General features: G+C 70.7%; 23 protein-coding genes and 3 pseudogenes. 12 read left to right on the forward strand and 14 right to left on the reverse strand.

Annotated features, from left to right (window positions below; translation table 11 throughout):
* Window positions 1–119 precede the first annotated feature (119 nt).
* On the reverse strand, window positions 120–1,592 hold the full coding sequence (locus tag ACFYO0_RS00505) for a PLP-dependent aminotransferase family protein (RefSeq protein ID WP_388668302.1): 1,473 nt from the start codon (window positions 1,590–1,592) through the stop codon (window positions 120–122).
* A gap of 47 nt (window positions 1,593–1,639) precedes the next feature.
* Between ACFYO0_RS00505 and ACFYO0_RS00510 the strand changes: the two are divergent.
* A pseudogene (locus ACFYO0_RS00510) lies at window positions 1,640–2,473 on the forward strand (DMT family transporter); the annotation flags it as partial.
* A 60-nt stretch (window positions 2,474–2,533) separates the two neighbouring features.
* Here ACFYO0_RS00510 and ACFYO0_RS00515 read toward each other — a convergent pair.
* A complete protein-coding gene (locus ACFYO0_RS00515; protein WP_388668306.1) occupies window positions 2,534–3,409 on the reverse strand; it encodes an alpha/beta fold hydrolase in 876 nt (291 codons plus the stop codon).
* Between the two features lie 214 nt (window positions 3,410–3,623).
* Between ACFYO0_RS00515 and ACFYO0_RS00520 the strand changes: the two genes are divergently transcribed.
* Both ACFYO0_RS00520 and ACFYO0_RS00525 read left to right on the forward strand, forming a co-directional pair.
* Window positions 3,624–4,514, forward strand: coding sequence for an RNA polymerase sigma-70 factor (locus tag ACFYO0_RS00520; protein WP_388668309.1), 891 nt, complete (start codon window positions 3,624–3,626; stop codon window positions 4,512–4,514).
* 129 nt (window positions 4,515–4,643) lie between these two features.
* The gene (locus tag ACFYO0_RS00525) at window positions 4,644–5,405 is read left to right on the forward strand and encodes a GntR family transcriptional regulator (protein ID WP_388668312.1); all 762 of its coding nucleotides are present in this window, start codon (window positions 4,644–4,646) and stop codon (window positions 5,403–5,405) included.
* Between the two features lie 109 nt (window positions 5,406–5,514).
* On the opposite strand, the gene ACFYO0_RS00530 is transcribed toward ACFYO0_RS00525, so the two are convergent.
* From ACFYO0_RS00530 to ACFYO0_RS00540, 3 genes are all read right to left on the reverse strand, one after another.
* A complete protein-coding gene (locus tag ACFYO0_RS00530; RefSeq protein WP_388668315.1) occupies window positions 5,515–6,672 on the reverse strand; it encodes an ROK family transcriptional regulator in 1,158 nt (385 codons plus the stop codon).
* Between the two features lie 99 nt (window positions 6,673–6,771).
* Window positions 6,772–7,434, reverse strand: coding sequence for a response regulator (locus tag ACFYO0_RS00535; RefSeq protein WP_388668318.1), 663 nt, complete (start codon window positions 7,432–7,434; stop codon window positions 6,772–6,774).
* A gap of 14 nt (window positions 7,435–7,448) precedes the next feature.
* Window positions 7,449–8,609: a sensor histidine kinase gene (locus tag ACFYO0_RS00540; protein WP_388668321.1), complete on the reverse strand. Its 1,161-nt coding sequence runs from the start codon at window positions 8,607–8,609 to the stop codon at window positions 7,449–7,451.
* A 108-nt stretch (window positions 8,610–8,717) separates the two neighbouring features.
* On the opposite strand from ACFYO0_RS00540, the gene ACFYO0_RS00545 reads away from it, so the two are divergent.
* The 7 genes from ACFYO0_RS00545 to ACFYO0_RS00575 all read left to right on the forward strand — a co-directional run bounded on the left by ACFYO0_RS00545 (window position 8,718) and on the right by ACFYO0_RS00575 (window position 12,389).
* Entirely contained in the window at window positions 8,718–9,650 is a 933-nt protein-coding gene (locus tag ACFYO0_RS00545; protein WP_388668324.1) for an ABC transporter ATP-binding protein, read from the forward strand.
* A gap of 2 nt (window positions 9,651–9,652) precedes the next feature.
* On the forward strand, window positions 9,653–10,378 hold the full coding sequence (locus tag ACFYO0_RS00550) for an ABC transporter permease subunit (RefSeq protein ID WP_388668327.1): 726 nt from the start codon (window positions 9,653–9,655) through the stop codon (window positions 10,376–10,378).
* Between the two features lie 62 nt (window positions 10,379–10,440).
* Window positions 10,441–10,854 carry a hypothetical protein gene (locus ACFYO0_RS00555; RefSeq protein ID WP_388668330.1) on the forward strand — a complete coding sequence of 138 codons (414 nt, stop codon included), beginning with the start codon at window positions 10,441–10,443 and terminating at the stop codon, window positions 10,852–10,854.
* A 39-nt stretch (window positions 10,855–10,893) separates the two neighbouring features.
* Complete coding sequence (locus ACFYO0_RS00560; RefSeq protein ID WP_388668333.1) at window positions 10,894–11,100, forward strand: hypothetical protein; 207 nt, start codon at window positions 10,894–10,896, stop codon at window positions 11,098–11,100.
* 215 nt (window positions 11,101–11,315) lie between these two features.
* A complete protein-coding gene (locus ACFYO0_RS00565) occupies window positions 11,316–11,651 on the forward strand; it encodes a hypothetical protein (protein WP_388668336.1) in 336 nt (111 codons plus the stop codon).
* Window positions 11,648–12,094, forward strand: a complete 447-nt coding sequence (locus ACFYO0_RS00570) for a MerR family transcriptional regulator (RefSeq protein ID WP_388668339.1) — start codon at window positions 11,648–11,650, stop codon at window positions 12,092–12,094. Before ACFYO0_RS00565 ends, ACFYO0_RS00570 begins: the two co-directional genes overlap by 4 nt.
* Entirely contained in the window at window positions 12,075–12,389 is a 315-nt protein-coding gene (locus ACFYO0_RS00575) for a hypothetical protein (RefSeq protein WP_388668342.1), read from the forward strand. Before ACFYO0_RS00570 ends, ACFYO0_RS00575 begins: the two co-directional genes overlap by 20 nt.
* 1 nt (window position 12,390) lies before the next feature.
* Here the strand turns inward: ACFYO0_RS00575 and ACFYO0_RS00580 are convergent, their stop codons facing one another.
* The 4 genes and pseudogenes from ACFYO0_RS00580 to ACFYO0_RS00595 form a co-directional block, all read right to left on the reverse strand.
* A complete protein-coding gene (locus tag ACFYO0_RS00580) occupies window positions 12,391–12,525 on the reverse strand; it encodes a hypothetical protein (RefSeq protein ID WP_388670899.1) in 135 nt (44 codons plus the stop codon).
* 122 nt (window positions 12,526–12,647) lie between these two features.
* Window positions 12,648–13,115, reverse strand: a pseudogene (gene mug, locus ACFYO0_RS00585) (G/U mismatch-specific DNA glycosylase); the annotation flags it as partial.
* Between the two features lie 68 nt (window positions 13,116–13,183).
* Window positions 13,184–13,735, reverse strand: a complete 552-nt coding sequence (locus ACFYO0_RS00590; protein WP_388668345.1) for a transposase — start codon at window positions 13,733–13,735, stop codon at window positions 13,184–13,186.
* Between the two features lie 38 nt (window positions 13,736–13,773).
* The gene (locus ACFYO0_RS00595) at window positions 13,774–15,696 is read right to left on the reverse strand and encodes an AMP-dependent synthetase/ligase (RefSeq protein WP_388668348.1); all 1,923 of its coding nucleotides are present in this window, start codon (window positions 15,694–15,696) and stop codon (window positions 13,774–13,776) included.
* 154 nt (window positions 15,697–15,850) lie between these two features.
* Here ACFYO0_RS00595 and ACFYO0_RS00600 point away from each other — a divergent pair, with 154 nt between their 5' ends.
* Window positions 15,851–16,927 (forward strand): integrase core domain-containing protein, encoded by a 1,077-nt coding sequence (locus ACFYO0_RS00600; protein ID WP_388668352.1) that lies wholly within the window; start codon window positions 15,851–15,853, stop codon window positions 16,925–16,927.
* A 45-nt stretch (window positions 16,928–16,972) separates the two neighbouring features.
* Here the strand turns inward: ACFYO0_RS00600 and ACFYO0_RS00605 are convergent, their stop codons facing one another.
* The 3 genes and pseudogenes from ACFYO0_RS00605 to purB all read right to left on the reverse strand — a co-directional run bounded on the left by ACFYO0_RS00605 (window position 16,973) and on the right by purB (window position 18,930).
* The gene (locus tag ACFYO0_RS00605; protein WP_388668355.1) at window positions 16,973–17,317 is read right to left on the reverse strand and encodes a hypothetical protein; all 345 of its coding nucleotides are present in this window, start codon (window positions 17,315–17,317) and stop codon (window positions 16,973–16,975) included.
* A gap of 66 nt (window positions 17,318–17,383) precedes the next feature.
* A pseudogene (locus ACFYO0_RS00610) lies at window positions 17,384–17,491 on the reverse strand (mismatch-specific DNA-glycosylase); the annotation flags it as partial.
* Entirely contained in the window at window positions 17,488–18,930 is a 1,443-nt protein-coding gene (gene purB, locus ACFYO0_RS00615) for an adenylosuccinate lyase (protein WP_388668357.1), read from the reverse strand. The pseudogene ACFYO0_RS00610 and the gene purB, both read right to left, overlap by 4 nt.
* 318 nt (window positions 18,931–19,248) lie before the next feature.
* Here purB and ACFYO0_RS00620 point away from each other — a divergent pair, with 318 nt between their 5' ends.
* Window positions 19,249–19,809 carry a hypothetical protein gene (locus ACFYO0_RS00620; protein WP_388668360.1) on the forward strand — a complete coding sequence of 187 codons (561 nt, stop codon included), beginning with the start codon at window positions 19,249–19,251 and terminating at the stop codon, window positions 19,807–19,809.
* A 79-nt stretch (window positions 19,810–19,888) separates the two neighbouring features.
* Here ACFYO0_RS00620 and ACFYO0_RS00625 read toward each other — a convergent pair whose 3' ends face one another.
* Both ACFYO0_RS00625 and ACFYO0_RS00630 read right to left on the reverse strand, forming a co-directional pair.
* Window positions 19,889–20,239: a DUF4326 domain-containing protein gene (locus ACFYO0_RS00625; RefSeq protein ID WP_388668363.1), complete on the reverse strand. Its 351-nt coding sequence runs from the start codon at window positions 20,237–20,239 to the stop codon at window positions 19,889–19,891.
* Between the two features lie 135 nt (window positions 20,240–20,374).
* On the reverse strand, window positions 20,375–21,157 hold the full coding sequence (locus ACFYO0_RS00630) for an SGNH/GDSL hydrolase family protein (protein WP_388668366.1): 783 nt from the start codon (window positions 21,155–21,157) through the stop codon (window positions 20,375–20,377).
* Window positions 21,158–21,517 lie beyond the last annotated feature (360 nt).

Here is a 21,517-nt window from a genome sequence, read left to right on the forward strand (position 1 = left end):
CCTGGGACGGGTTGGACCACTGTGCAGAGACACAACTACTGGTGCACCACAGCGCGCACGGAAACCACAAGTGAACAACTGCACCGGCCACTTGGGAACCGGGGGCGAAGAAGCGCCCACTAAGCACCGACGGCCTCAGCCATCAGCCGCACCCCCTCCCTGATACGCGCCGGAGGCACATGCGCATACCCCAGCACCAGCCGCACCACCCCCTCCTCTCCGGCCGACGTCTGCGCGTAATCGGTCAGAGGTCGTACCGCGACGCCGGCCGCGGCTGTCCGTGCCAGGAAGCGTGACGACGGCCCGTACCGGAGGGGCAGCGTGGCGATCGCGTGCAGCCCGGCCGCGATCCCGGACACCCGCGTGCCGGGAAAGTGCTCCTCCAGAGCACTCACAAGGACGTCGCGCCGTTCCTTATAGGCGCGTTGGCAGCGCCGCAGTTGCCGGTCGTAGTCGCCGCGCTCCATGAAGCGGGCGAGGAGCGCCTGGTCGACGACCGGATTGCCGAGATCCATCGTGCGCTTGCGCTCGACGACTTCCTCGGCCAGCGACGCCGGCACCAGCAGCCAGCCGAGCCGCAGCCCCGGTGCCAGCGACTTGCTGACGGACCCCGTGTACGCGACGTGCTCCGGATCGAGCCCCTGAAGGGCACCGACCGGCGCCCGGTCGTAGCGGAAGTCCCCGTCGTAGTCGTCCTCGACGACGAGCCCGTCCACGGAGTGCGCCCAGTCGAGGAGTTCGGCCCGGCGCCGCGCGGAGTACGCGATACCCGAGGGGAACTGGTGCGCGGGCGTCGTCACCACCACCCGTACGCCCGACTCCCGCAGTGGCCCGAGGGCCAGCCCCTCGTCGTCCAGCGGCAGCGGTACGGTGCGGACGCCGGCCGAGGTGTACAGCGCGCCGTGCTCGGGGGTGCCTGGGTCCTCGACGCCGACAGCGCGCACCCCGCGCGCGTGCAGCACGAATCCGAGCAGCGTCGTCGCCTGCGCCACGCCCGAGACGACCAGCACCCTCTCCGGGTCCGCGACCACGCCCCGGCGCCGGGCCAGCAGCTCCGCGAGGGCCGTACGCAGCCGGGGCAGCCCGCGCGGATCGGGGTAACCCAGCGCGTGGTGCGGCAGTTCGGCCAGTACCCCGCGCTGAGCGGCTGCCCAGGCCGCGCGTGGGAAGAGCGACAGATCCGGGGTGCCGGGCAGGAAGTCGACGCGGGCACCGGGGGAGCGGGGCGCGAGATCACGCGCGCGGGGGTGGGCGGCCCGGACGGCACCGCCCACCCACGTTCCGGCTCCCCGGTCGCTGCGCAGATAGCCCTCCGCGGTCAACTGCTCGTACGCCTCGGTGACCAGCCCTCGGGATACCCCGAGATCGGAGGCGAGTTCGCGGCTGGACGGCAGCCGGGTGCCGGGCGCGAGCCGCCCCGAACGGACCGCTTCCCGCAACGCGGCCTGCAAAGAGCGCCCGCGCCCGCGTGCCGGTGCCGAGGCGGCCGGCAGAAGCAGCTCCCAGGCGGCAGCCCAGGCCGATCCGGACGTGCCCGAAGCTGGTGCCGGCGTACCCGGAGGACGACCCGTATTGGTCCCCGATGGCGTCATGAAAGTGGACCTTAAACCGGTCCGGTGGGGTCCATAGCGTCGCCTCCATGAACGCCACCACCCGCGGCTCCCTGCTCGCCGCCCTGGCCGGCCTCCTCGTCGGAGGCTCCTTCACCGCCAACAGCGTCCTTGGCGAATATCCGTACGCGGGCGGCCAGTTCCTGCGCTACGGCCTTGCCTGTCTCCTGCTCCTGCTCCTGGTCGGCCGCGGCGGCACGGCGCCCCTGCGCGGGCTGACCGCACGGCAGTGGACACGGCTGGCGTTGCTCGCGGCCGTCGGCATGGTCGGCTTCAACCTCGCCGTGCTCGCCGCCGAACGCACCGCCGAACCGGCGGTTCCGGGAGTCTTCGTGGGCTGCGCCCCGGTGGTCGTGGCCGTACTCATGCCTCTCCTGGACGGCCGTCGGCCCCAACGCCCCGTCCTGTACGGTGCGTTGCTCGTGGCTGTGGGCGCCTTCACCGTCCAGGGCTGGGGACACACCGACGGCGCTGGAATCGCCTTCTCCGTGTGCGCGCTCGTCGGAGAGGTCGGCTTCGCGGTCCTCGCCGTGCCCGTGCTGCGACCGCTCGGGCCACGGCTGCTGGCCGCCACCGTGTGCTCTCTCGCGGCGGTCCAGTCGGCGCTGGCCGGACTGATCGTCGAGGGCCGCGCGTGGCTGCGTACGCCCGACACCAGCGAACTCGCCGCGCTGCTGTGGCAGGCGGTGATCGTCACGGTCATCGGCTTCGTCTGCTGGTACATGGGCATGCAGCGCATCGGCGCAGAGCGTGCCACCCTCTTCTCCGGCCTCATCCCCGTCGCCGCCGCCTTCACCGCACCGCTCGTCGGCACGGGCTCCTACGGTCCGGCCCAGGCCGTGGGCAGTTCCCTGGTGGGTGCCGGAGTCGCCCTGGGATCAGGGGCGTTGAGGAGTCGGGCGCGGAGGCCGGCGGCTGCCGTCTCAGCGGCTCCCGTCGAGGATGACGCGGGCGACGAGCGCCGGGTCGTCGTTCATCGGGACATGCCCGCATCCGGGCAGCCGCACCAGCCGGGCATGCGGGATGACGTACTTGGCGCGGACCCCCTGGCGCCGCATGAGCAGCCGGTCGCGGGTGCCCCACGCCACCGTGACGGGCAGCCCGGGGACGTCGTGGGTGAACTGGACGGCGGTGCCGGCCCGGAGCGTCTCGGCGAATCCCGCGGCATGGGCCAGCGCCAGCGTCTCGGCGACGACCGCCTCGGGTGAACGCAGGCCGGGGCGGGCGTAGATGGTGCTGGTCAGCACGGTGCGCCCGGCCGCCGTACGCGACAGTCGCTCCACCACCGGCAATGGCATGCGGATCGCGGTCTGCCGCATCGCCTGCAGGACCCCGAAGGCGTACCGCCGCTCGACTGGCGACCAGAAGCCCGCGGGCGACAGCGCCGTCACGGACCGAACGAGCTGCTCGCGGCCCAGCTCCAGGGCCAGCAGCCCGCCCAGCGAGTTGCCCGCCACATGCGGCCGTTCGATCTCCAGCGCCTGGCACAGCGCGCCGAGCGCGGCGTTCATCGTCGGCAGATCGTGGGCGAGCCCTTCGGCCAGTGGGGAGGACTCGCCGAAGCCGGGAAGATCCACCGCGATCACATCGCGCTCGACGGCCAGGATGCCGATGACCGGGTCCCAGGCCTGCCGGTGGTGGCCGATCCCGTGCAGCAGCAGAAGCGGCTCGCCACTGCCCACGCGCGTGTACGCGAGGGTCACGGGCAGCGGGCCGAGCGGAGAGGGGACGGAGAAGGTCACGGACTGCGGGCCGGGCGAGAACGAGGAAGGAACGGGGCGGCTGACCGGGGCGGACATGGAACTGCTCCTCGTCTGGGGACAGGGCGGACGCGGGCAGGGGTGGTGCGCACACGACCTACTCCTAGACAGTTTGTCAGCAGTTGCTACCCGCCGGTAGTGCCCAGGCGATGCCAACCTGCCGGCCGTACGCCGCTCGACGTGTCCGGCCTGCCCCGGGTTGGCTTCCGCGTCGCCTGGACATTGTTCCGAGTCGTCGGATGGGATGGGTGCCGTGGCTACCGACACCGCGATCGAGGTCTTTGAAGAGCACCGTCCCGTCCTGATGGGCGTCGCCTACCGCATGCTCGGCCGGGTGGCCGACGCGGAGGACGTCGTCCAGGAGGCGTGGCTGCGCTGGTCCGGCGCCGACCATGCCGAGGTACGTGAACCGCGCGCCTACCTCGTACGCATCACCACCCGACTCGCCATCGACCGGCTGCGCCAGATCCAGTCACGCAACGAGGCCTACGTAGGACCATGGCTGCCCGAGCCGTACGCCACCGACTTCACCGACACCGTCCCGGACGCGGCGGAACGGGCCGTGCTCGCCGACTCCGTCTCGCTCGCCGTCCTCGTCGTCCTGGAGTCCCTGTCACCCCTGGAACGCGCGGTGTTCGTCCTCCGCGAGGCGTTCGGATTTCCGTACGCCGACATCGCCACCACCCTCGACCGCAGCGAGCCCGCGGTGCGCCAGCTCGCCGGGCGGGCCCGCAAGCACGTCGACGAGAGGCGCACGCGCTACGAGGTCGACCCCGTGCTGCAACGCGAACTCACCGAACGGTTCATCGCCGCGGCGACCGAAGGCGACCTGGAAGGGCTGCTGACCCTGCTGGCCCCGGACGTACGCCTGGTCGGCGACAGCGGTGGCCGGGCCAAGGCGCCGGTGCGCGTGATCGAGTCGGCCGACAAGGTGAGCCGCTTCGTCATCGGCGCCGCCAAACATGGCGGTGGCGTTCAGGACGCGTCGTTCCGCATCGTGGAACTCAATGGTGGCCCCGCACTGCTCGTCCTGTCCGCGGGCAAGCCCGACAGCGTGTTCCAGCTGGACGTCGCCGACGGCCGGATCCAGTGCGTCTACATCGTGCGCAACCCGGAGAAGCTGCTGTCGCTGGCCGACGCCTGAACGGCATGTGTCCAGGATTGGTCTTGACCAAGGGTGAGGGCCGTCTTATGGTCGCAGGAGTTAGTGCAAGAACCTTTAATAAACAAGGGCGTTGAAAGCCGCCGGGGCACGGCGATTGCGGAGGACACGGTGGGGACCACGCAGTTGGATACGGTGCCGGAGCCCAAGTACTGGCACCTGCGGACCGTACTGAGCGAGGCACTGGACTCCGAGTTCTCGGTGGGCGAGATCCTGCCCAACGAACGTGATCTTGCCGCGCGGTTCGGAGTCGCCAGGGCCACCCTCCGCCAGGCTCTGGAGCAGCTCGAACTCGAAGGCCGGCTCCAGCGCCGCCGCGGTGTCGGCACGACCGTGGCTCCACCGCGCATGGGCGTGGCCGTGGGCTCCGAGCAGCACGCGTGGCCGGGCGCGACCGGTGACACATGGCAGCCCATGGACTGCACGGTGGCGGTTCCGCCCACGGCGGTTGCCGACATCCTGGAGACCGGCCCCGAGGAGCAGGTGCACACGGTACGCCGCTCCCGCGTGACGCACGGCCAGCCCGTGGCCGCCGAACTGCTCTACGTTCCGGTGTCGTCGGTTCCCGACCTCTCGGCCATCGACGCGCCCGCGGGAGCGGCACGCGCGCGTGCGGTGCTCCGCGAACTCCAGCGCCTGGACCTGGAGGGCCAGGACAGCGCCGTGGAACTCGGCTCGGCCCGCGCGGACGACGCCAAGGAACTCGACCGCCTCCCCGGCGCCCCCGTCCTCGTCGTCACCACCCGCTTCTACGCCGGGGGCCGGACCGCGGCGGCCTCGATCGCCACGTACCGGGCCGACACGTGCCGCTTGACGTTCGGCGACACGGGCGGGGTGGAGATCCACCACGATCCGGAGCGGCGGGCGTCCTGAGGCAATTGCAGCCCGTCCGGGGGCACCTCCCAGCGGTTGCCGGGGGACTTTGAGGACGAGGCCGTCAGGCCGATAGGGGTGGCGGGGGCGAAACAACCCCGCCGACACCTCACCGCCGTGCCGTAACCGTCCCCTCCACCGCGAACAGCTGCTCCTCCACATGATCGAGAGCGAGCCGCAACGCCCCCATGACCACAGCAGCCTCGCCCAGGACCGAAAGCGCCACCCGAGGCGGCCGCAGACAGTAGCGCGACAACTCCTTGCGCAGAGGCTCCAGCACACCATCGATCCCCGCAGCCCAGCCCCCGATCACCACAAGCTCCGGGTCAAGGGCCAGCACCAGCGCCGCCACATCGTGCACCAGCCGCTGAATGAACCGCTCAACGGCCGCCCGAGCCCGCTGATCACCCTCGCGCGCCTGCGCGAAGACCCCCGCGACCGCCTGCTCATCAAGCGGATGCAACGGCTTGCCGGTCGTGGACAGCAATGTCTCCGGCCTCGCCTCGCGTCCCAGCAGATGCAGTGCACCGATCTCCCCGGCCGCACCCCCGTACCCCCGGTGCAGCCGCCCGCCGATCAACGACCCGGCCCCCGGACTCAGCCCGGCCAGCACGAACACCATGTCGTCGGACTCCGTGCCCGCCCCCTTCCAGTGCTCGGCGACCGCCGCGGCGTTGGCGTCGTTCTCCACCAGCACCGGACACTTGAAGGAGCGACGCAACCGCTCGCCCAGATGCAGTCCCGTCCACTCAGGCAGAGCCGCGCCCAGCCGTACGGTGCCGTCCGCCTCGATGATGCCGGGCGTTGCCACGCCAACGGCCCGCAGCGAACCGCGCGCGACGCCCGCGTCGCGCAGCAGCTCGGCAACGGCGGTACGCAGCTGCTCGAGCCGCTCGTCCGCCGACGCCGCCTCGGAAACGTCCTTGGCCGTCGTACCCAGGGCCCGGCCGTCCAGGTCCGCGAGGATCGCGGCCACCCGGTGCGAACCGATTTCAAGCCCCAGCAGATGACCCGCCTCCGCCCGGAATCGGTACCGCCGCGCGGGCCGCCCCTGACGCCGCGCGGCGCGCTCCTCGGCCGCCGCCTCGACAACGAGGCCGCCCGCGACGAGCCCTTCGACGACACCCTCGACGGTGGGCCTGGACAGACCGGTCACCCGGGTGATCTCAGTGAGAGTCGCGAAGTCCGTGGCCCGCAGCGCGTGCAGCACCACCGCGGAGTTGATCCTCCGCAGCAGAGAGGGATCCCCGCCGGTCAGCTGCCCCAACGTACGTCCTCCCAGCTCGTGCGCGTGTTGGGCGGATCGTACTCGCCGCGGCTGACCCCGGCGAGTGCCTGCCACCAGCCGCCTGCCGGGAGTCCCGGATCAGCCGGGCGCCACGAACCCCGACTCGTACGCCGCGATCACCGCCTGGGTCCGGTCCCGCGCCCCCAACTTCGACAGTACGGCGCTGACATGGGACTTCACCGTCTCGGTGCCGACCACCAGCCGCTCGGCGATCTCCGCGTTGGACAAACCGCGGGTCATCAGCCGCAGCACCTCCGCCTCGCGCTCGGTCAGCGAGGCCCGCTCCAGCGCCGCCCGCGCCGCGGGATTCCCGCCACCGTCCCCGTGCTCGGCGGCCAGCTGCCGCACCGACGCCGGGAACAGCAGCGACTCGCCCTCGGCCACCAGCCGCACCGCGTGTACGATCTCCGCCGGCCGCGCCCGCTTCAGCAGAAAACCGTCGGCGCCCGCGCGCAGCGCCTCGTACACGTACTCGTCGTTCTCGAAGGTCGTCACCACGAGGATCTTCGGCGGCCGGTCCACCGTCCGCAGCACAGCGCGCGTGGCCTCGATGCCATCCATGAGCGGCATACGCACGTCCATGGCTACGACGTCCGGACACAGCTGCCGCACCAGAGGGATCACGGCAGCGCCGTCGGCGGCCTCACCGACCACCTCGATGTCGGGCTGTGCCGACAGCACGGCACGCAGTCCCGCTCGTACGAGGGGTTCGTCGTCGACGAGCAGAACGGTGACCGGCATCCGGCCAGCGTAGATCAGCGCAGCGGCAGCTCGGCGTGCACCTGCCAGTCGCCGTCGTGCGGCCCGGTCCGCGCGTCGCCGCCGAGCAGCGCCGCACGCTCCCGTATGCCCCGCAGGCCGCTGCCCCCGCGCCCGGATATCTCCGCCGTCAACGGATTGCGCACCTCCAGGGACAGGGCCTTGTCCTCGACCGCTATACGGACCCGCACGGGCACGGGCCCCGCGTGCCGCAGCACATTGGTGAGCGCCTCCTGGAGGATGCGATAGCCCTCACGCGAGACCGGGCCGGGCACGCTCTCCAGGGCCCCCGTCACTTCGGCGTCGAGCTTCGCCCCGGCGGCGCGCGCCGACTCCAGGAGCCGGTCGGCCTCCGCCAGCGTCGGGCGGCTGCTCACCGGCCGCTGCGACTCGCGCAGCACGCCCAGCACGCGCTCCAGGTCCTCGAGGGCGGCTCGGCCCGTGTCCTCGATGGCGCCCAGGGCCCGGTCGGTGAACTCGGGGTCGCCCGCCGCCCGTGCGGCACCCGCCTGCACCACGGCCACGGTCAACGCGTGGCCGATCGAATCGTGCAGCTCGCGGGCGATGCGCGTGCGCTCCAGAAGCCGCTCGGTGCGCTCCTCCAGGGCGGCGACCCGCTCGGCTGCGGACGGTCCGAGGAGGCGGCGGGCGATGGCCGTGATCAGCTCGCCGAGGCCGACCACGGACGCGTAGAGGACGATCAGCGGCAACGGAACGAGCAGCGCGTACGCCCAGTGGGGCTCGGAAACCGGCAGGAGCGGATTGTCGTCGGGTACATATCCGAAGGAGAGCCGCGTCAGGTCCACGGCGAGGACCGGCAGCCAGACGTTGATCCCCATCGCCACCACGCCGAGGGCCATGCGTGCCTCCAGCCACACCACCGTCCGCAGCCGGTCCCGCCACGTGGCCGACGGCGCGACCGTGATCGCCGCGTCCGGGGCGCCCCGCTCGCCCGGCGTCAGCAGTAACTGTGCCTGCACACCCTCGCCCAGGCGCACGGCCGGGATCAGCCCCAGCGGAAGCAGCAACACCGCGGGCACCCACGGCTTGGACATGTCGATGAACAGCCACACGCTGAGGAACAGCACGGGAACCCACAGATGCAGCAGGCGGGTGTACGTCGTCCCCCGGATCAGCGGGCGCAGCAGGCGGGCCATTCCGTCATGGTGGCAGCCGCCACTGACAACGAGCTTCCCCCGAGCGAGGGAGACACTCTCCACGGGTGGGGGAGGCCCGCACCCATGCCCGGCCGCCAGCCTTGAGCCATGACGAGTATCGACGTTCAAGACCTCACCAAGGAGTACCGCGCCACACGCGCCGTGGACCGGTTGACCTTCCACGTCGCGCCGGGCCGGGTCACCGGCTTCCTCGGTCCCAACGGCGCCGGGAAGTCCACCACAATGCGGCTCGTACTCGGCCTGGACCGGCCGACATCCGGCACCGCCACCATCGGCGGCCGCGCCTACGCGACGCTCGACGAGCCGCTGCGCCACGTCGGTGCCCTGCTCGACGCGCAGGCGGCGCACGGCGCGCGCACCGCACGGGACCATCTGCGCGTGCTCGCAGCGAGCAACCGCCTCCCGGAACGCCGTGTGGACGAGGTCCTGGAAGAAGCGGGGCTCGCCTCGGTCGCCCGCCGCCGCGTCAGAACGTACTCCCTCGGCATGCGTCAGCGCCTGGGCATCGCCGCCGCACTCCTGGGCGACCCGCCGGTGGTCCTGCTGGACGAGCCGTCGAACGGGCTCGACCCCGAAGGCATCATCTGGATCCGGGAGTTGATGCGCCGACTCGCCCGCGAGGGCCGCACCGTGCTCGTCTCCAGCCACCTGATGAACGAGACCGCGTCCTTCGCCGACCACCTCGTCGTCCTGGGCCGCGGACGGCTGCTCGCCGACATGCCGATGCGGGAGTTCATCGACGCGCGCGTGCAGCCACGCGTACGCGTACGCACCACCGACGGTGCGGCACTTCGGGAGCTGCTCGCCCGGCACGGATATGACGCCGTGGCGGGTGAGGACGAACGGTGGATCGTGCACCACGCGCGTGTGGACGACATCGGCCGCCTCACATCGGGCACGGGAGTGCCCATCCTTGAGCTCGCGGCAGAGGAGGGCACGTTGGAGCAGGCGTACCTCGATCTGACCGCGACGGAGGCCGAGTTCGCCGCCCAGTCCCCGACGCACCCGCAGGAGGCCTGACCATGCCGTTCGCACCCGTACTCCACTCCGAGTGGCTCAAGATCCGTACGCTGCGGTCCCTCCTCGCCGGACTGGCCGCCGTCGTAGTCGTCACCGCGGCCTTCTCCGCGATCGCCGGGCTCGACGCATCCTCGGACGAGGATTTCGACCCCTTGTTCTCGGCATTCTTCGGCGTCAGTTTCGGGCAGATCGCGGCGATCACGTTCGGCGCGCAGGCCGTCTCGTCGGAGTTCCAGGGCGGTGCGCTGCGGGTCTCGCTGTCCGCGGTGCCCCACCGCGGGCGGTGGTACGCGGCCAAGGCGGTCGCTGTCGGCGTACCGGCCCTGGCCGTCGGGCTTGTCACCGGGTTCGTGAGCCTGGCCGTGGGCAAGGCAGTCCTCGGCGACCAGGGAAGCGGGCTGAGCTGGGGCGAGGGACTGCGGGGTGTCGTCGGTTGCGGGATCTACCTCGCGCTGATGACCCTCTTCGCGGCCGGCCTGACCGCCCTGCTGCGCAGCGGAGTCGCCACCCTGAGCATCCTGATCCCGTTCCTGCTCATCGTGTCGTTCGTCGTCGGGGGAGCGTCCGGCTCGGTCGCCGACTTCCTGCCGGACAAGGCGGGCCAGGTGGTTCTCCACGAGACGTCCGACGGCGCGCTCGGCCCTTGGAGCGGGCTGGTGGTGACCGCGCTGTGGGCCGGGGCCGCGCTGGCGGCTGGGGCGTGGAGCGTACGGCGCAGGGACGCCTGACCAGCGGCGGCTTGTGGCTGACGGAGCGCCAATTGTCAGTGGGGACCGGTTTACTGGACCTCATGCACACTGCCCGGCACATCGCCCTCATCGACGAGCTGTGCGTCCGCCCCTTTCCCGCGGAGCACGGCCGGTCTCACGTCGTCGAGTTAGAGCGCAGCCACGGACTGAGGGGCGGTGACCCAGCGGAGCGTGCGGTGACGGTGGGCCAGTACGAGAAGTACCGGGACGCCGTCTACGAACGCCTCGCACCACGCTGGGGGCAGACCGCTCCTTTGAACCTGCAGACCGTCCTCCTGCGCACCGAGCGAGAGGAGATACCCGAGCCGTGGGCCTCGCTCAGCGCACGCGCACGCGTGGCCTACCTGTGGGAGGCGGAGGGGACCGGCCGCTGGGTCGCCGTGGCCGTCGCCGAGCGGGACGAGACGGACGAAGTCCAACTCCTGGCCGTCGTCACGGAGACGGACCCGGTATGACCCCGCCCTGGGGATGCGTCCGAGCTTTTTGATGTAGACGTGGACCAGGTCACCGACCCGGTCGTGCTCGTAGCGGATCACCTCGCGCATCAGCTCGCCCGTGGGCGGATCGAGGTCCCGCGGTCGGTTCAGGCCTCGGCGCATCAGGACGCGGTGCACGGTTCCGGCCCGATCGTGAAGCCGTGGGCATGGCACCGGCCTCACCCGCAGCGGGTGGCCCCGCATCCCGGCCGGGCCTGTTCCTGATCTTGCTTCCCGGTCGCGGATATGGGGATCGGACCTGGCGCTCCAGTCGGCCGTGGGCGTCTCGGAGAGGTTCCCCGGCTCCAGCAGGGTGCTCTTGTGCCTGAGCAGCTCAGTTTGGCCAGTGCCGTGCTACGAAGTTGCAACCGGTACCCAGGTACAGGTTTACCGTCGGAGGTGTCCCCACCACCGGGGACGTGACGACGGGAGTGAGCGCGATGAGTGATCTTGCGTGGGTGCCGCAGTCCTGCACGCTGCCCACCGAGGAGCGGCCCTTGCGGGTCGCCGAGTGGGATGCGCTGTTCTCCGAGCGCCTGACCTCGCTGTCCCGTCCCCAGCCGCTCCATCTGCGCTTTGACCTGGCAGGCGGCGGGGGCGTTGAGGATCGGGTCCGTGACCTGGTGGAGCGGGAGGGCGGCTGTTGCTCCTTCTTCACGTTCACCACCACCCCCGGCGAGGACCTGATCCGGCTGGACATCTCTGCAGACCAGGAGCATGAGGCGGTCCTGGACGCCCTCGCCGCACGGACCGCTGCCGCCGGGGAGCAGCGGTGAGCACGGGCCTGCGCAGCGGGCAGGTCGCCGAGGCGGCCGGGGTGAACATCCAGACGCTGCGCTACTACGAGCGGCGCGGCCTGCTGGCCGAGCCGGAACGCAGCAACGGCGGTCACCGCGTCTACGGCGAGGACGCGGTCACTGCGCTGCGGGTGATCAAGGCCGCCCAGCGCCTGGGCTTCACGCTGGAGGAGGTCGCCGAGCTGCTGGAGGCAGGCCGCCACCGCCACGGCCGCCCCGTGGCGGGGCTCCAGGACCGCGCTGCGGCCAAGCTCGCCGAGGTCGACGCGAAGATCGCGGACCTGACCACCATCCGCACCTCCCTGGCCGCGGCCGTCGACGCGGGCTGCGATGACCTGACCGTCTGCGCGTCCAGCGCCTGCTGCCCCATCCCCTTCACCGGCCTCGCCGAGGAGAACCGCCATGCCGGACCCTGCTGCTGACCCCCGCCCTGTGCGCGCCACGAAAGCGCTCGGGGGCCTGGCAGCCCTGGCCTGCGTGGCGTGCTGCGCGCTGCCCGTCCTGATCACGGCGGGCGTCCTGGGCACCGGCGCCGGGGTGATGGTGGGCCGACTGCCCGCCCTCGCCGTCGTCCTGGCCGTGGCCGCCGCCGGCACCTGGTGGCTCGGTCAGCGCCGCCGCTCCTGCTCCTGCGCGCCGGAGACCGCAGGTGAGGACGGGTGTGGCTGCCAGGCATCCAGTGACCCGCTGAAGCTCAGCGGCGCGGGCCGTCGGTAGGTCAGCCGGTATGACCGTCGCTCGTTCCGTTGCCCTGTTCGTCGTCGCCGCCCTCTTCGAGATCGGCGGCGCCCGGCTGGCCCTGGCAGGGCATCCGCGAGCACATGGGCTGGATCTGGATCGGCACCGGCGTCATCGACCCTTCCTCCAGATCTTGGCGCTGACGAAGAGATCGACTGGGCGGCCGCGGAAGCGCGGTGGGTAAGCGTCTCCCGTGGGACTGCATGGCCTTCGTGTCCGTGTACGGTGCCGGCTCGCTCAGGCCTCCGCCGCCGCCCGCAGGCGCCCGAACTCCTCCGCCATCGTCTGCGCGGTCCAGTGCGCGTTCAGCCCGCTCGGATTGGGCAGCACCCACACACGGGTGTCACCGATCGTCCCCTCCTGCGGCCCCACTTGAGCCCTGGGGTCGTCGAAGGCCGCCCGATACGCGGTGACGCCCACCACCGCAAGCCAGCGCGGACGCAGACGTGCCACCTTCAGACTCAGCTGACGCCCGCCCTCCCGGTACTCCTCCGCGCTCAGCTCGTCGGCGCGCGCGGACGCCCGCGCCACCACGTTCGTGATGCCGAGCCCGTACGAGAGCAACTCGCCCTGCTCCGAAGGCTTCAGCAGCCGGGGTGTGAAGCCGGAGAGGTGCAGGACCGGCCAGAAGCGGTTGCCCGGGCGGGCGAAATGGTGGCCCGTCGCGGCCGTCATGAGACCGGGATTGATGCCGCAGAAGAATCCGCTGAGCTGGGATACGGCAGGTTAGAGCGGCGCCGACTCTGCGGGTGCCGATTAATCATCCGGGCTGGTCAAGCGGCATATTGGTACTCGTGTAGAGTTCCGCCGAGTCGGTCGCGTCGACGGATCTGCAGGTTCGCGATCTCCCCTGGTTCGCTGATCGGTTCGGGTAGCGGTTGGCGGACGAGATCACGGGTCTTGCGGGCGGGGTCGAGGTGGCGGCGGTGCCAGTCGGCGCCGAGTTCCCGGTAGGAGGCGTCCGGGTCGTTGATCAGGTGCCAGGCGATGACGAGTATCGAGCGGGCGACGGCGACCAGGGCTTTGGCGTGGCCGCGGCGTTTGACGATGCGGCGGTAGCGGGCGCCGAGGAAGGTGTCGGTGCGGGCGACCGCGTTGGCGGCTTCGCCGAGGGCTCCCTTGAGCCAGGGGTTGCCCTGCCCGGCCGGCCCAGACGTGTTCTTCGCCCCGGATTGGATCGTCCGCGGACATAACTTGGCCCACGAGACGAGGTGTTCGGGGGTGGGGAAGCGGCTCATGTCCGCGCCGATCTCGGCGAGGAGGACCGGGGCCGAGGACCGGACACCGAGCATCGCCTGCCTCGTCGCCGGTCCCTGACCGTCCATGAGCTTGATGCACCCAACATGGGCGCCCGAGCGGACCCTCAGCCGCCGTACAACGCCTCGATCTCGTCCGCGTAAACCGTCGTCACCGCGTGCCGTTTGACCTTCAGGGACGGGGTGAGCATCCCGTTGTCCTCGTTGAACTCGCCCTCGACCAGGGCGAAGGCGCGGATGGACTCGGCGCGGGAGACGGCTTCGTTGGCGTAGTCGACGGCCTTTTGGACCTGCGCACGCATCCGGGGGTCCTTGACCACCTCGGCCATGGGGGTGTCGGGGGGCAGCTTGCGCACCGCCAGCCAGTGGGTGACGGCCTCCGGGTCGAGGGTGATCACGGCGCCGATGAAGGGGCGGTTGTCGCCGACCACGAGGCACTGGCCGATCGGTGAGCGGCTGCGCAGGCGGTCCTCCAGGACGGCCGGGGAGACGTTCTTGCCGCCGGAGGTGACGAGGATGTCCTTCTTGCGGCCGGTGATGGTGAGATAGCCGTCCTCGTCGAGGGAGCCGAGGTCGCCGGTGGCGAACCAGTCGTCGGTGCGGACCGCGTCCGTAGCCGCCGGGTTGTTCCAGTACGAGCCGAAGACGATGCCGCCCTTGATGAGCACCTCACCGTCGTCGGCTATGCGCACGGCGGTGCCGGGGACGGGCTGGCCCACCGTGCCCGGACGGGGCTTCAGCGGCGGCACGATCGTGGCGGCGGCCGTCGTCTCGGTCAGGCCGTAGCCCTCGTAGACGATGATTCCGGCGGCGTAGAAGAACAGGTTGAGGTTGCGGTCGAGGGGCGAGCCGCCGCTGATGGCGTAGCTCATGCGGCCGCCTAGTTCCTTGCGGACGCGGCGGTAGACGAGCAGGTCGTACAGGGCCCAGGCGGCGTAGAGGCCCAGGCCGGGGCCCTTTCCGGTGCCGAGGAACTTGTGCAGGTAGGCCTCGCCGAAGCGGACGGCGATGCGGTCGGCGCGGTCGAAGGAGGCGGCGCGGCCCATCTTCTCGGCGGTCGCGCGGCCGGTGTCGTGGATCTTCTCGAAGAGGTACGGGACGCCGACGAGGAAGGTGGGGCGGAACTCCTTGAGGGCCGGGCGCAGTTCGTCGGGCTTGATGCTCGGGCAGTGGCCGATCTCGATGCGGGCCATCAGGCAGGCGATCTGGAGCGTGCGGCCGAGGATGTGGGCGAGGGGGAGGAAGAGGAGGGTGGAAGCTGTCTGGCCGGTCACCTCCTTGAAGATCGGGTGCAGCAGCTCGACCGTGTTGGCGGCCTCGGCGTGGAGGTTGGCGTGGGTGAGGACGCAGCCCTTCGGTTTGCCGGTGGTGCCGGAGGTGTAGCAGACGGTCGCGATGGTGTCGGGGGTGAGGGCGGTGCGGCGCTTGGCGACGTCGTCGTCGAGGACGTCCCTGCCGAGGGTGGTGAGGGAACCTATTGCGTCTTCCGTCTCCAACTGCCATATGCGCGGGGGGTGGTGGTGATCTGCAATGGCTGTCGCGACCGTCTCCGTGTTCTCTCTCGTCTCCGTGACGACGTGACGGGCGCCCGAGTCGCGGATGATCCACTCGACCTGGTCGGCGGAGGAGGTGGCGTAGATGGGGACGGTCTGGCCGCCGGCGGCCCAGATGGCGAAGTCCAGGACGGTCCACTCGTAGCGGGTGCGGGACATGACCGCCACACGGCCCCCGGGTTCGAGGCCGGCGGCGATCAGTCCCTTGGCCACGGCGGTGACTTCGTGGGCGAAGGTGGTGGCGGTGACGGGGTGCCAGGTGCCGTTTCGTTGGCGCCGCAGGACAACCGCGTCCGGGGCCTCGGCCGCGTTGACGCAGGGAAGGTCGGCGGTCGTGCCGGTAGTGGGCGGCGATGCGAGGGGTGGCGTGCGGGCCTCGCGGACCACGCCGTCGGCGTCCTTGACGACCTCGACCCTGGTACGGCCCAGCAGATCGGTGCGCTGCTTCGCCCGCTTCAGATCCTTGCGTACGCCCATGTCGGCTCCCGGTGCCCGTCGGACTTACTCGGGAGTCAACTTACTCATGCGTAACGGAAGGTCAATACCTGCGGCGCAGGTGCGAGTGTGCCGCTCGAAAAGTCGTCGGTGCAGGTGGCAGCGATGACGGTTCATCGGCTGGCAGCATGTCCGGGTGATCGTGTCCTTGCTGTACAAGGTGACCCGGAAGTTGCTCTCCCTCCCCTCGATACTGCTTTGTGCGGATACGGCGAAGGACGCGGAGCTTCTCGTGCTGCGGCACGAGAACGCGGTGCTGCGCCGACAGCTGGCCGGCCCGGTCCGCTACGAGCCCGCTGATCGATTCTGGTTCGCTGTCCTCTCCGGTCTGATACCTCGGCGTCGCTGGCGTGAGGTCTTCCCGGTCACCCCCGGCACCCTGCTCGGCTGGCACCGCAGGTTCATCGCCGCGAAGTGGGACTACAGCGCCCGCAGGCGCACCGGTCGGCCGCCGACGGCCACGGCGCTCAAGAGCCTCGTACTGCGACTTGCCAGCGAGAATCCGAGATGGGGGCACCGGCGGATCCAAGGCGAGCTCGCTCGGCTCGGGTACCGGACCGCAGCCTCGACGGTGTGGGAGATCCTCCACGCAGCGGGCATCGACCCCGCGCCGCGTCGCTCCGGCCCCACCTGGCGCGAGTTCCTCACCGCCCAGGCCGAAGGCATCATCGCGGCAGACTTCTTCCACATCGACACTGCGCTCGGCAGGCGGCTCTATGCGCTGGCCTTCCTCGAGCACGGCACCAGGCGCCTGCACATCACCGGCGTCACCAGCCACCCAACGCGGGAGTGGACGGTACAGCAAGCGCGGAATCTCGCCGCCGACCTCGGCATGCGCATGAAGTCCCTGAGGTTCCTGCTGCGCGACCGCGACGGCAAGTACGGCGAGGCGTTCGACGCGGTCTTCGAGGCCGAGGAACTGGACGTGGTCAAGAGCGCACCGCGGGCTCCTCGGATGAACGCACACTGCGAGCGTGTCATCGGCAGCATCCGCCGCGAGGTCCTCGACCACATCCTCATCCTGGGAGAGGCGCACGCCCGGCAGGTGCTCGCGGCCTACCAGAGGCACTACAACGAGCACCGGCCGCACCAGGCGCGCAACCAGTTACCACCCGAAGCCCAGCAGCCTGTCACGATGGACATCAACGCCCCCAGACTGCTGCGCACCCAGATCCTCGGCGGCCTCATCAACGAATACCGTCACGCGGCTTGACGTGCGCCGACGACTTTTCGAGCGGCACAGGATGCGCCGGTAGCCTCAGCCGGGATTCTCCCGCGCCAGACGCAGCACGAGAACGCGGATCGAGCGCACCGTACGCGGCCGACCCGCACGCTTGGGCCGGGAACGGGCCGCGTGGCGGCGCGAGACCAGGTCACGGTGCCAGCGCAGCACCGTGTCCGGGCGCACCAGCAGCCGTGCCCGGCGCAGCACACCGCGCGGGAGCCGGTGCAGCAGCGCGGCCAGGAACACCCGGCCACTCGGGGCGAACCGTACCCGATCCCGGCCGAGCTGGCGTTCCAGCACCGTCGAGATTGGGGGAGTAGAGGGCGTGTATGCGAACGTGACACCGGGAATGGAGTTGCGGATCGCGGAAACGCTCACCTTTTCCCAATCTTTTCCCAGTTGATCTTTCGAATCGTGTTCCTGCGCAGGTCAACGGCGTATTTCTAAATGTGGGTTGATGCCGCAGAACAGAACGCGGAGGCCGTCCGCGGTGACATCAGGCACAAGCCGGTCGCGGGCGGCCTCCAGGTCCGCAGGGGTGAAGCGGGTCAGAGGATCGCCCCCGGCGTGTAACCCGCCGCCTCCGGGTGCTGCTTGACGATCTCCTCGATCCGGCCGACGACGGCGGATACCTGGTCGGCGGCGGCACCCGTGAAGGACAACTTGTCGGCCATCAGCGCGTCGAGGTCCGCACGGTCCAGCGGCAGGCGGCCGTCGGCGGCCAGCTTGTCGAGCAGTTCGTTGCGCTCGGCGCCCTGTTCGCGCATCGCGAGAGCGGAGGCGACGGCGTTCTCCTTGATGGCCTCGTGGGCGACCTCCCGACCGACACCGGCGCGTACGGCACCCATCAGGACCTTCGTCGTCGCGAGGAACGGCAGATAGCGGTCCAGCTCACGCGCGACGACCGCGGGGAAGGCACCGAACTCGTCGAGCACGGTGAGGAACGTCTCCAGCAGGCCGTCCAGTGCGAAGAAGGCGTCGGGCAGCGCGACGCGGCGTACGACCGAGCAGGAGACGTCGCCCTCGTTCCACTGGTCGCCCGCCAGCTCGCCGGTCATCGAGGCGTAGCCGCGCAGGATCACCATCAGGCCGTTGACACGCTCGCAGGAGCGGGTGTTCATCTTGTGCGGCATCGCCGAGGAGCCGACCTGACCGGGCTTGAAGCCCTCGGTCACCAGCTCGTGCCCGGCCATCAGGCGGATCGTCTTCGCGAGCGAGGACGGGGCCGCGGCCAGCTGCACCAGGGCGGTGACGACCTCGTAGTCGAGCGAGCGCGGGTAGACCTGGCCGACGGAGGTGAAGGCCTGCGAGAAGCCCAGGTGCCCGGCGATGCGCTGCTCCAGCTCGGCGAGCTTCGCCGCGTCGCCGCCGAGCAGGTCGAGCATGTCCTGGGCCGTGCCCACCGGGCCCTTGATGCCACGCAACGGGTAGCGGGCGAGCAGTTCCTCGACCCGGCCGTACGCGACGAGCAGCTCGTCGGCGGCGGTCGCGAAGCGCTTGCCGAGGGTGGTGGCCTGCGCGGCGACGTTGTGCGAGCGGCCCGCCATGACCAGCTCGCCGTACTCACCGGCCAGCTTGCCGAGCCGCGCCAGGACCGCCACCGTACGGTCGCGCATCAGCTCCAGCGAGAGCCGTACCTGGAGCTGCTCGACGTTCTCGGTGAGGTCACGCGAGGTCATGCCCTTGTGGACGTGCTCGTGCCCGGCGAGGTCGTTGAACTCCTCGATCCGCGCCTTCACATCGTGCCGCGTGACCTTCTCGCGCTCGGCGATCGAGGCCAGGTCGACCTGGTCCAGAACGCGCTCGTAGTCGGCGAGGGCGGCGTCCGGCACCTCGATCCCCAGATCCTTCTGGGCCCGCAGCACAGCGAGCCAGAGCTGACGCTCCAGCTTCACCTTCTGTTCGGGGGACCACAGGACGGCGAGCTCGGCGGAGGCGTAGCGGCCGGCGAGGACGTTCGGGATACGGGGCTTTGCGGGCGCGGGAGTCACGTGTACGGAGTTTACCTGTCGTCCGGGGCGGCCCGTGCACGCCCACTCGGTTCATAAGATGCAGGTCAGGGGCGCTACGACCGCCGTCTCCAGGCTCGAGAAGCCCCGCTTGTCCGCCACGGGGGAGGCAGACGAGTGGGGCGGACCAGGGGCGGGCGGGAAAGTACCAGTGGGACCGTCGGAGATGTGTCACCAGTTGGCGTCGCCGGCGCACCTGGCGCCCCGGCGACGCCAGTCGTCGGGGCAACGGTGGGTCAAGTCGGCCACCAATCGGTCAAGTTGAAACATTGGAGGTCTCGCAACGGCATTATGTTTGGCATGGACCAAGGCAACGCGATCATCTGGGCGACCGGACTGGGTATCGGGGGAACCTTGTCCGCCGGACTGATCGGACCACTTCTCCATGCTCGGACCGCGCGTCGCCAGGCACAGGACCAGCAAGCCGCCCAGGTCCGGAATCGCCTTCGCGACGAACGGCGCGCCGCCTTCGCGACCTTCCTCGATCAGTGCGAGGCGTTCCGGCAATCCATGAACTCCTTCATCGAGGCTCGCATGGCCGTCGAGTGGCGCATCGAAGTCGACAACAGACAGCTGTGGGAGCCTGCGACCGCCGCGCTCGGTGCGCTGCGCCGCACAGCAACGAACGTGGCCATCACCGGGCCTGCTCCCATGGGCGAGTTGGCCGACGCACTCTATGCGGCAGCCGCTCGGCAGGCGGACGTCTGGCGTCTGAGACTGGACGTGGATGATCTCCTCGTGCAGAACGCTCGCGCAGAGGGTGCGCTCGCCGAAGCACGGCGAGAATTCATCGCGAAAGCAGAAGCGGTCCTGGCACCGCGAGTGAAGGTCGGCGTCAGACGCCGCTGGTCCCCCAGATAGTGAAGCCGATGGCGCGGCGAGCGCGGGAGACAACCGTCCGCTGGCGTACACGGACTCCGACTGCGTGGTCAATGCGAGGCTACGAGCGTCGCTCGGAGGCGTCCGCGAGCTCCGCCAGGATGTCGGCGTGGCACAGCTCCGGCGCGCACCAACAGGCCAGCGTTTTGCCGCGCAGTCCGGGCACCAGGTCGAGCAGGTCGGGGCGTTCGAGGAGGTACGCCCGGTACTTGGCCATGACCTCGGCACGGGTGCCGTCGTGCTTCTTCTTGGCTGTGTCGGGGACGAACGGGTTGTTGAGCGGGTGCTCGGGAAGGTCCCAGCCGCCCCTGGTCCAGCGGCGGCCGACGTAGACGAGGTCCGAGGGGGCCTTCTCCAGCCGGGGCCCGAATTCCTGGATATGGCCCTTGAGGTTGATCACGGTGGTGGTCACGCGAGGCTCCCTTCGCGCCGCCGGGCGACGCCTCCGATCATCCGACGCGCAGGCGACCCGCGCCACCGCCACTTCCTACGCCTACGCCTACGCCCCCACCCGTTCGTACGCCCCTGTCAGCGGCCCTTCGTACGCCTACGCCGCCGGTCCGTCGAACGGCAGCAATTCGGGCCTCTTCGCCGGTCGGCCGTCGCCCGAGGAGCGCCCCGCAAGCCGCCGTCCGATCCACGGCAGCAGGTACTGCCGGGCGAACCGGATGTCGGCGGTCCGGCGAGTGACCCAACCTGGCGGTGCGCTCGTGGGCATCGGGGTGCGCCATTCGACGTCCTGCGCCTCGTGGCCGAGTGTCTGCCACACCGCTTCCGCGACGCGGCGGTGTCCCTCGGCCGTCAGGTGCAGCCGGTCCACGTCCCACATACGGGGGTCGGCGAGTGAAGGGGCGCCGTAGAGGTCGACCACGAGTGCGCCGTGCCGGGCCGCGAGGTCGTCCACGCAGGCGAACAGCTCCTCCATGCGCGGACGGAACCGTTCCAGCACCGGGCCCTGGCGTCCGGGGCTGCTCATCAGCACGAGCTGTTTGCAGGACGGGGCGAGCCGCTCGACGGCCTCCTCCAGGAGCCCGCGTACCCGACCCATGTCGCACTTGGGTCGCAGTGTGTCGTTCAGCCCGCCCACGAGCGTGATCAGGTCCGGCTGCATGGCCGCCGCCGCGCCCACCTGGTCGGCCACGATCTGCCCGATCAGCTTGCCGCGCACGGCGAGATTGGCGTACCGGAAGCCCGGCGTCCGAGCGGCCATCCGGCCGGCCAGCAGGTCGGCCCAGCCGCGATACGAGCCGTCGGGCAACCGGTCCGACATGCCCTCGGTGAAGGAGTCGCCGACCGCGACAAAACTGGTGTAGATGGCATTCGTCTCCATGGCGGAAGCGATGGTATCCCGTGCACATACCGATCGGTCGGCCGCCCGTTGGCATCCCGGCTCCCGGCGGTCTGCCACCCGTCGGAGCCTTCGGCTCTCGGCGGTCGGGCGCCCGCTGGCACCCACTGCTCCCGGCGGTCTGCCACCCCTCGGAACCTTCGGCTCCAGGCGGTCAGCCGATGGCGGCTCCACCACGGCCATGCTTGCCGGCCGTGCACCAGGCACCTGCCAGTTCTTCGGCCACCGGCCAACCGACGAGGCCCGTCGGCCACCGGCACCCGCCGGTGAGCGGCCAGCCACCGGTGTCCGCCGAGCACCGGTTCACCGGCGACGGTGCCGGTCAGCCGCCACCGGCATCGC

Origin of the sequence: Streptomyces sp. NPDC006365 (assembly GCF_042870755.1) — a bacterium.
GTDB classification, from domain to species: domain Bacteria; phylum Actinomycetota; class Actinomycetes; order Streptomycetales; family Streptomycetaceae; genus Streptomyces; species Streptomyces xiangluensis.

What these genes read in the sequence shown, in the direction of transcription:
- ACFYO0_RS00595 (WP_388668348.1), bottom strand. Translation starts at nt 15,696, where the DNA reads ATGGGCGTACGCAAGGATCTGAAGCGGGCGAAGCAGCGCACCGATCTG.
- ACFYO0_RS00580 (WP_388670899.1), bottom strand. Translation starts at nt 12,525, where the DNA reads ATGACGCCGGTGCCGATCCAGATCCAGCCCATGTGCTCGCGGATGCCC.
- ACFYO0_RS00545 (WP_388668324.1), top strand. Translation starts at nt 8,718, where the DNA reads ATGACGAGTATCGACGTTCAAGACCTCACCAAGGAGTACCGCGCCACA.
- ACFYO0_RS00630 (WP_388668366.1), bottom strand. Translation starts at nt 21,157, where the DNA reads ATGGAGACGAATGCCATCTACACCAGTTTTGTCGCGGTCGGCGACTCC.
- ACFYO0_RS00515 (WP_388668306.1), bottom strand. Translation starts at nt 3,409, where the DNA reads ATGTCCGCCCCGGTCAGCCGCCCCGTTCCTTCCTCGTTCTCGCCCGGC.
- ACFYO0_RS00535 (WP_388668318.1), bottom strand. Translation starts at nt 7,434, where the DNA reads ATGCCGGTCACCGTTCTGCTCGTCGACGACGAACCCCTCGTACGAGCG.
- ACFYO0_RS00620 (WP_388668360.1), top strand. Translation starts at nt 19,249, where the DNA reads ATGGACCAAGGCAACGCGATCATCTGGGCGACCGGACTGGGTATCGGG.
- ACFYO0_RS00540 (WP_388668321.1), bottom strand. Translation starts at nt 8,609, where the DNA reads ATGGCCCGCCTGCTGCGCCCGCTGATCCGGGGGACGACGTACACCCGC.
- ACFYO0_RS00575 (WP_388668342.1), top strand. Translation starts at nt 12,075, where the DNA reads ATGCCGGACCCTGCTGCTGACCCCCGCCCTGTGCGCGCCACGAAAGCG.
- ACFYO0_RS00590 (WP_388668345.1), bottom strand. Translation starts at nt 13,735, where the DNA reads ATGGACGGTCAGGGACCGGCGACGAGGCAGGCGATGCTCGGTGTCCGG.
- ACFYO0_RS00550 (WP_388668327.1), top strand. Translation starts at nt 9,653, where the DNA reads ATGCCGTTCGCACCCGTACTCCACTCCGAGTGGCTCAAGATCCGTACG.
- ACFYO0_RS00555 (WP_388668330.1), top strand. Translation starts at nt 10,441, where the DNA reads ATGCACACTGCCCGGCACATCGCCCTCATCGACGAGCTGTGCGTCCGC.
- ACFYO0_RS00565 (WP_388668336.1), top strand. Translation starts at nt 11,316, where the DNA reads ATGAGTGATCTTGCGTGGGTGCCGCAGTCCTGCACGCTGCCCACCGAG.
- ACFYO0_RS00505 (WP_388668302.1), bottom strand. Translation starts at nt 1,592, where the DNA reads ATGACGCCATCGGGGACCAATACGGGTCGTCCTCCGGGTACGCCGGCA.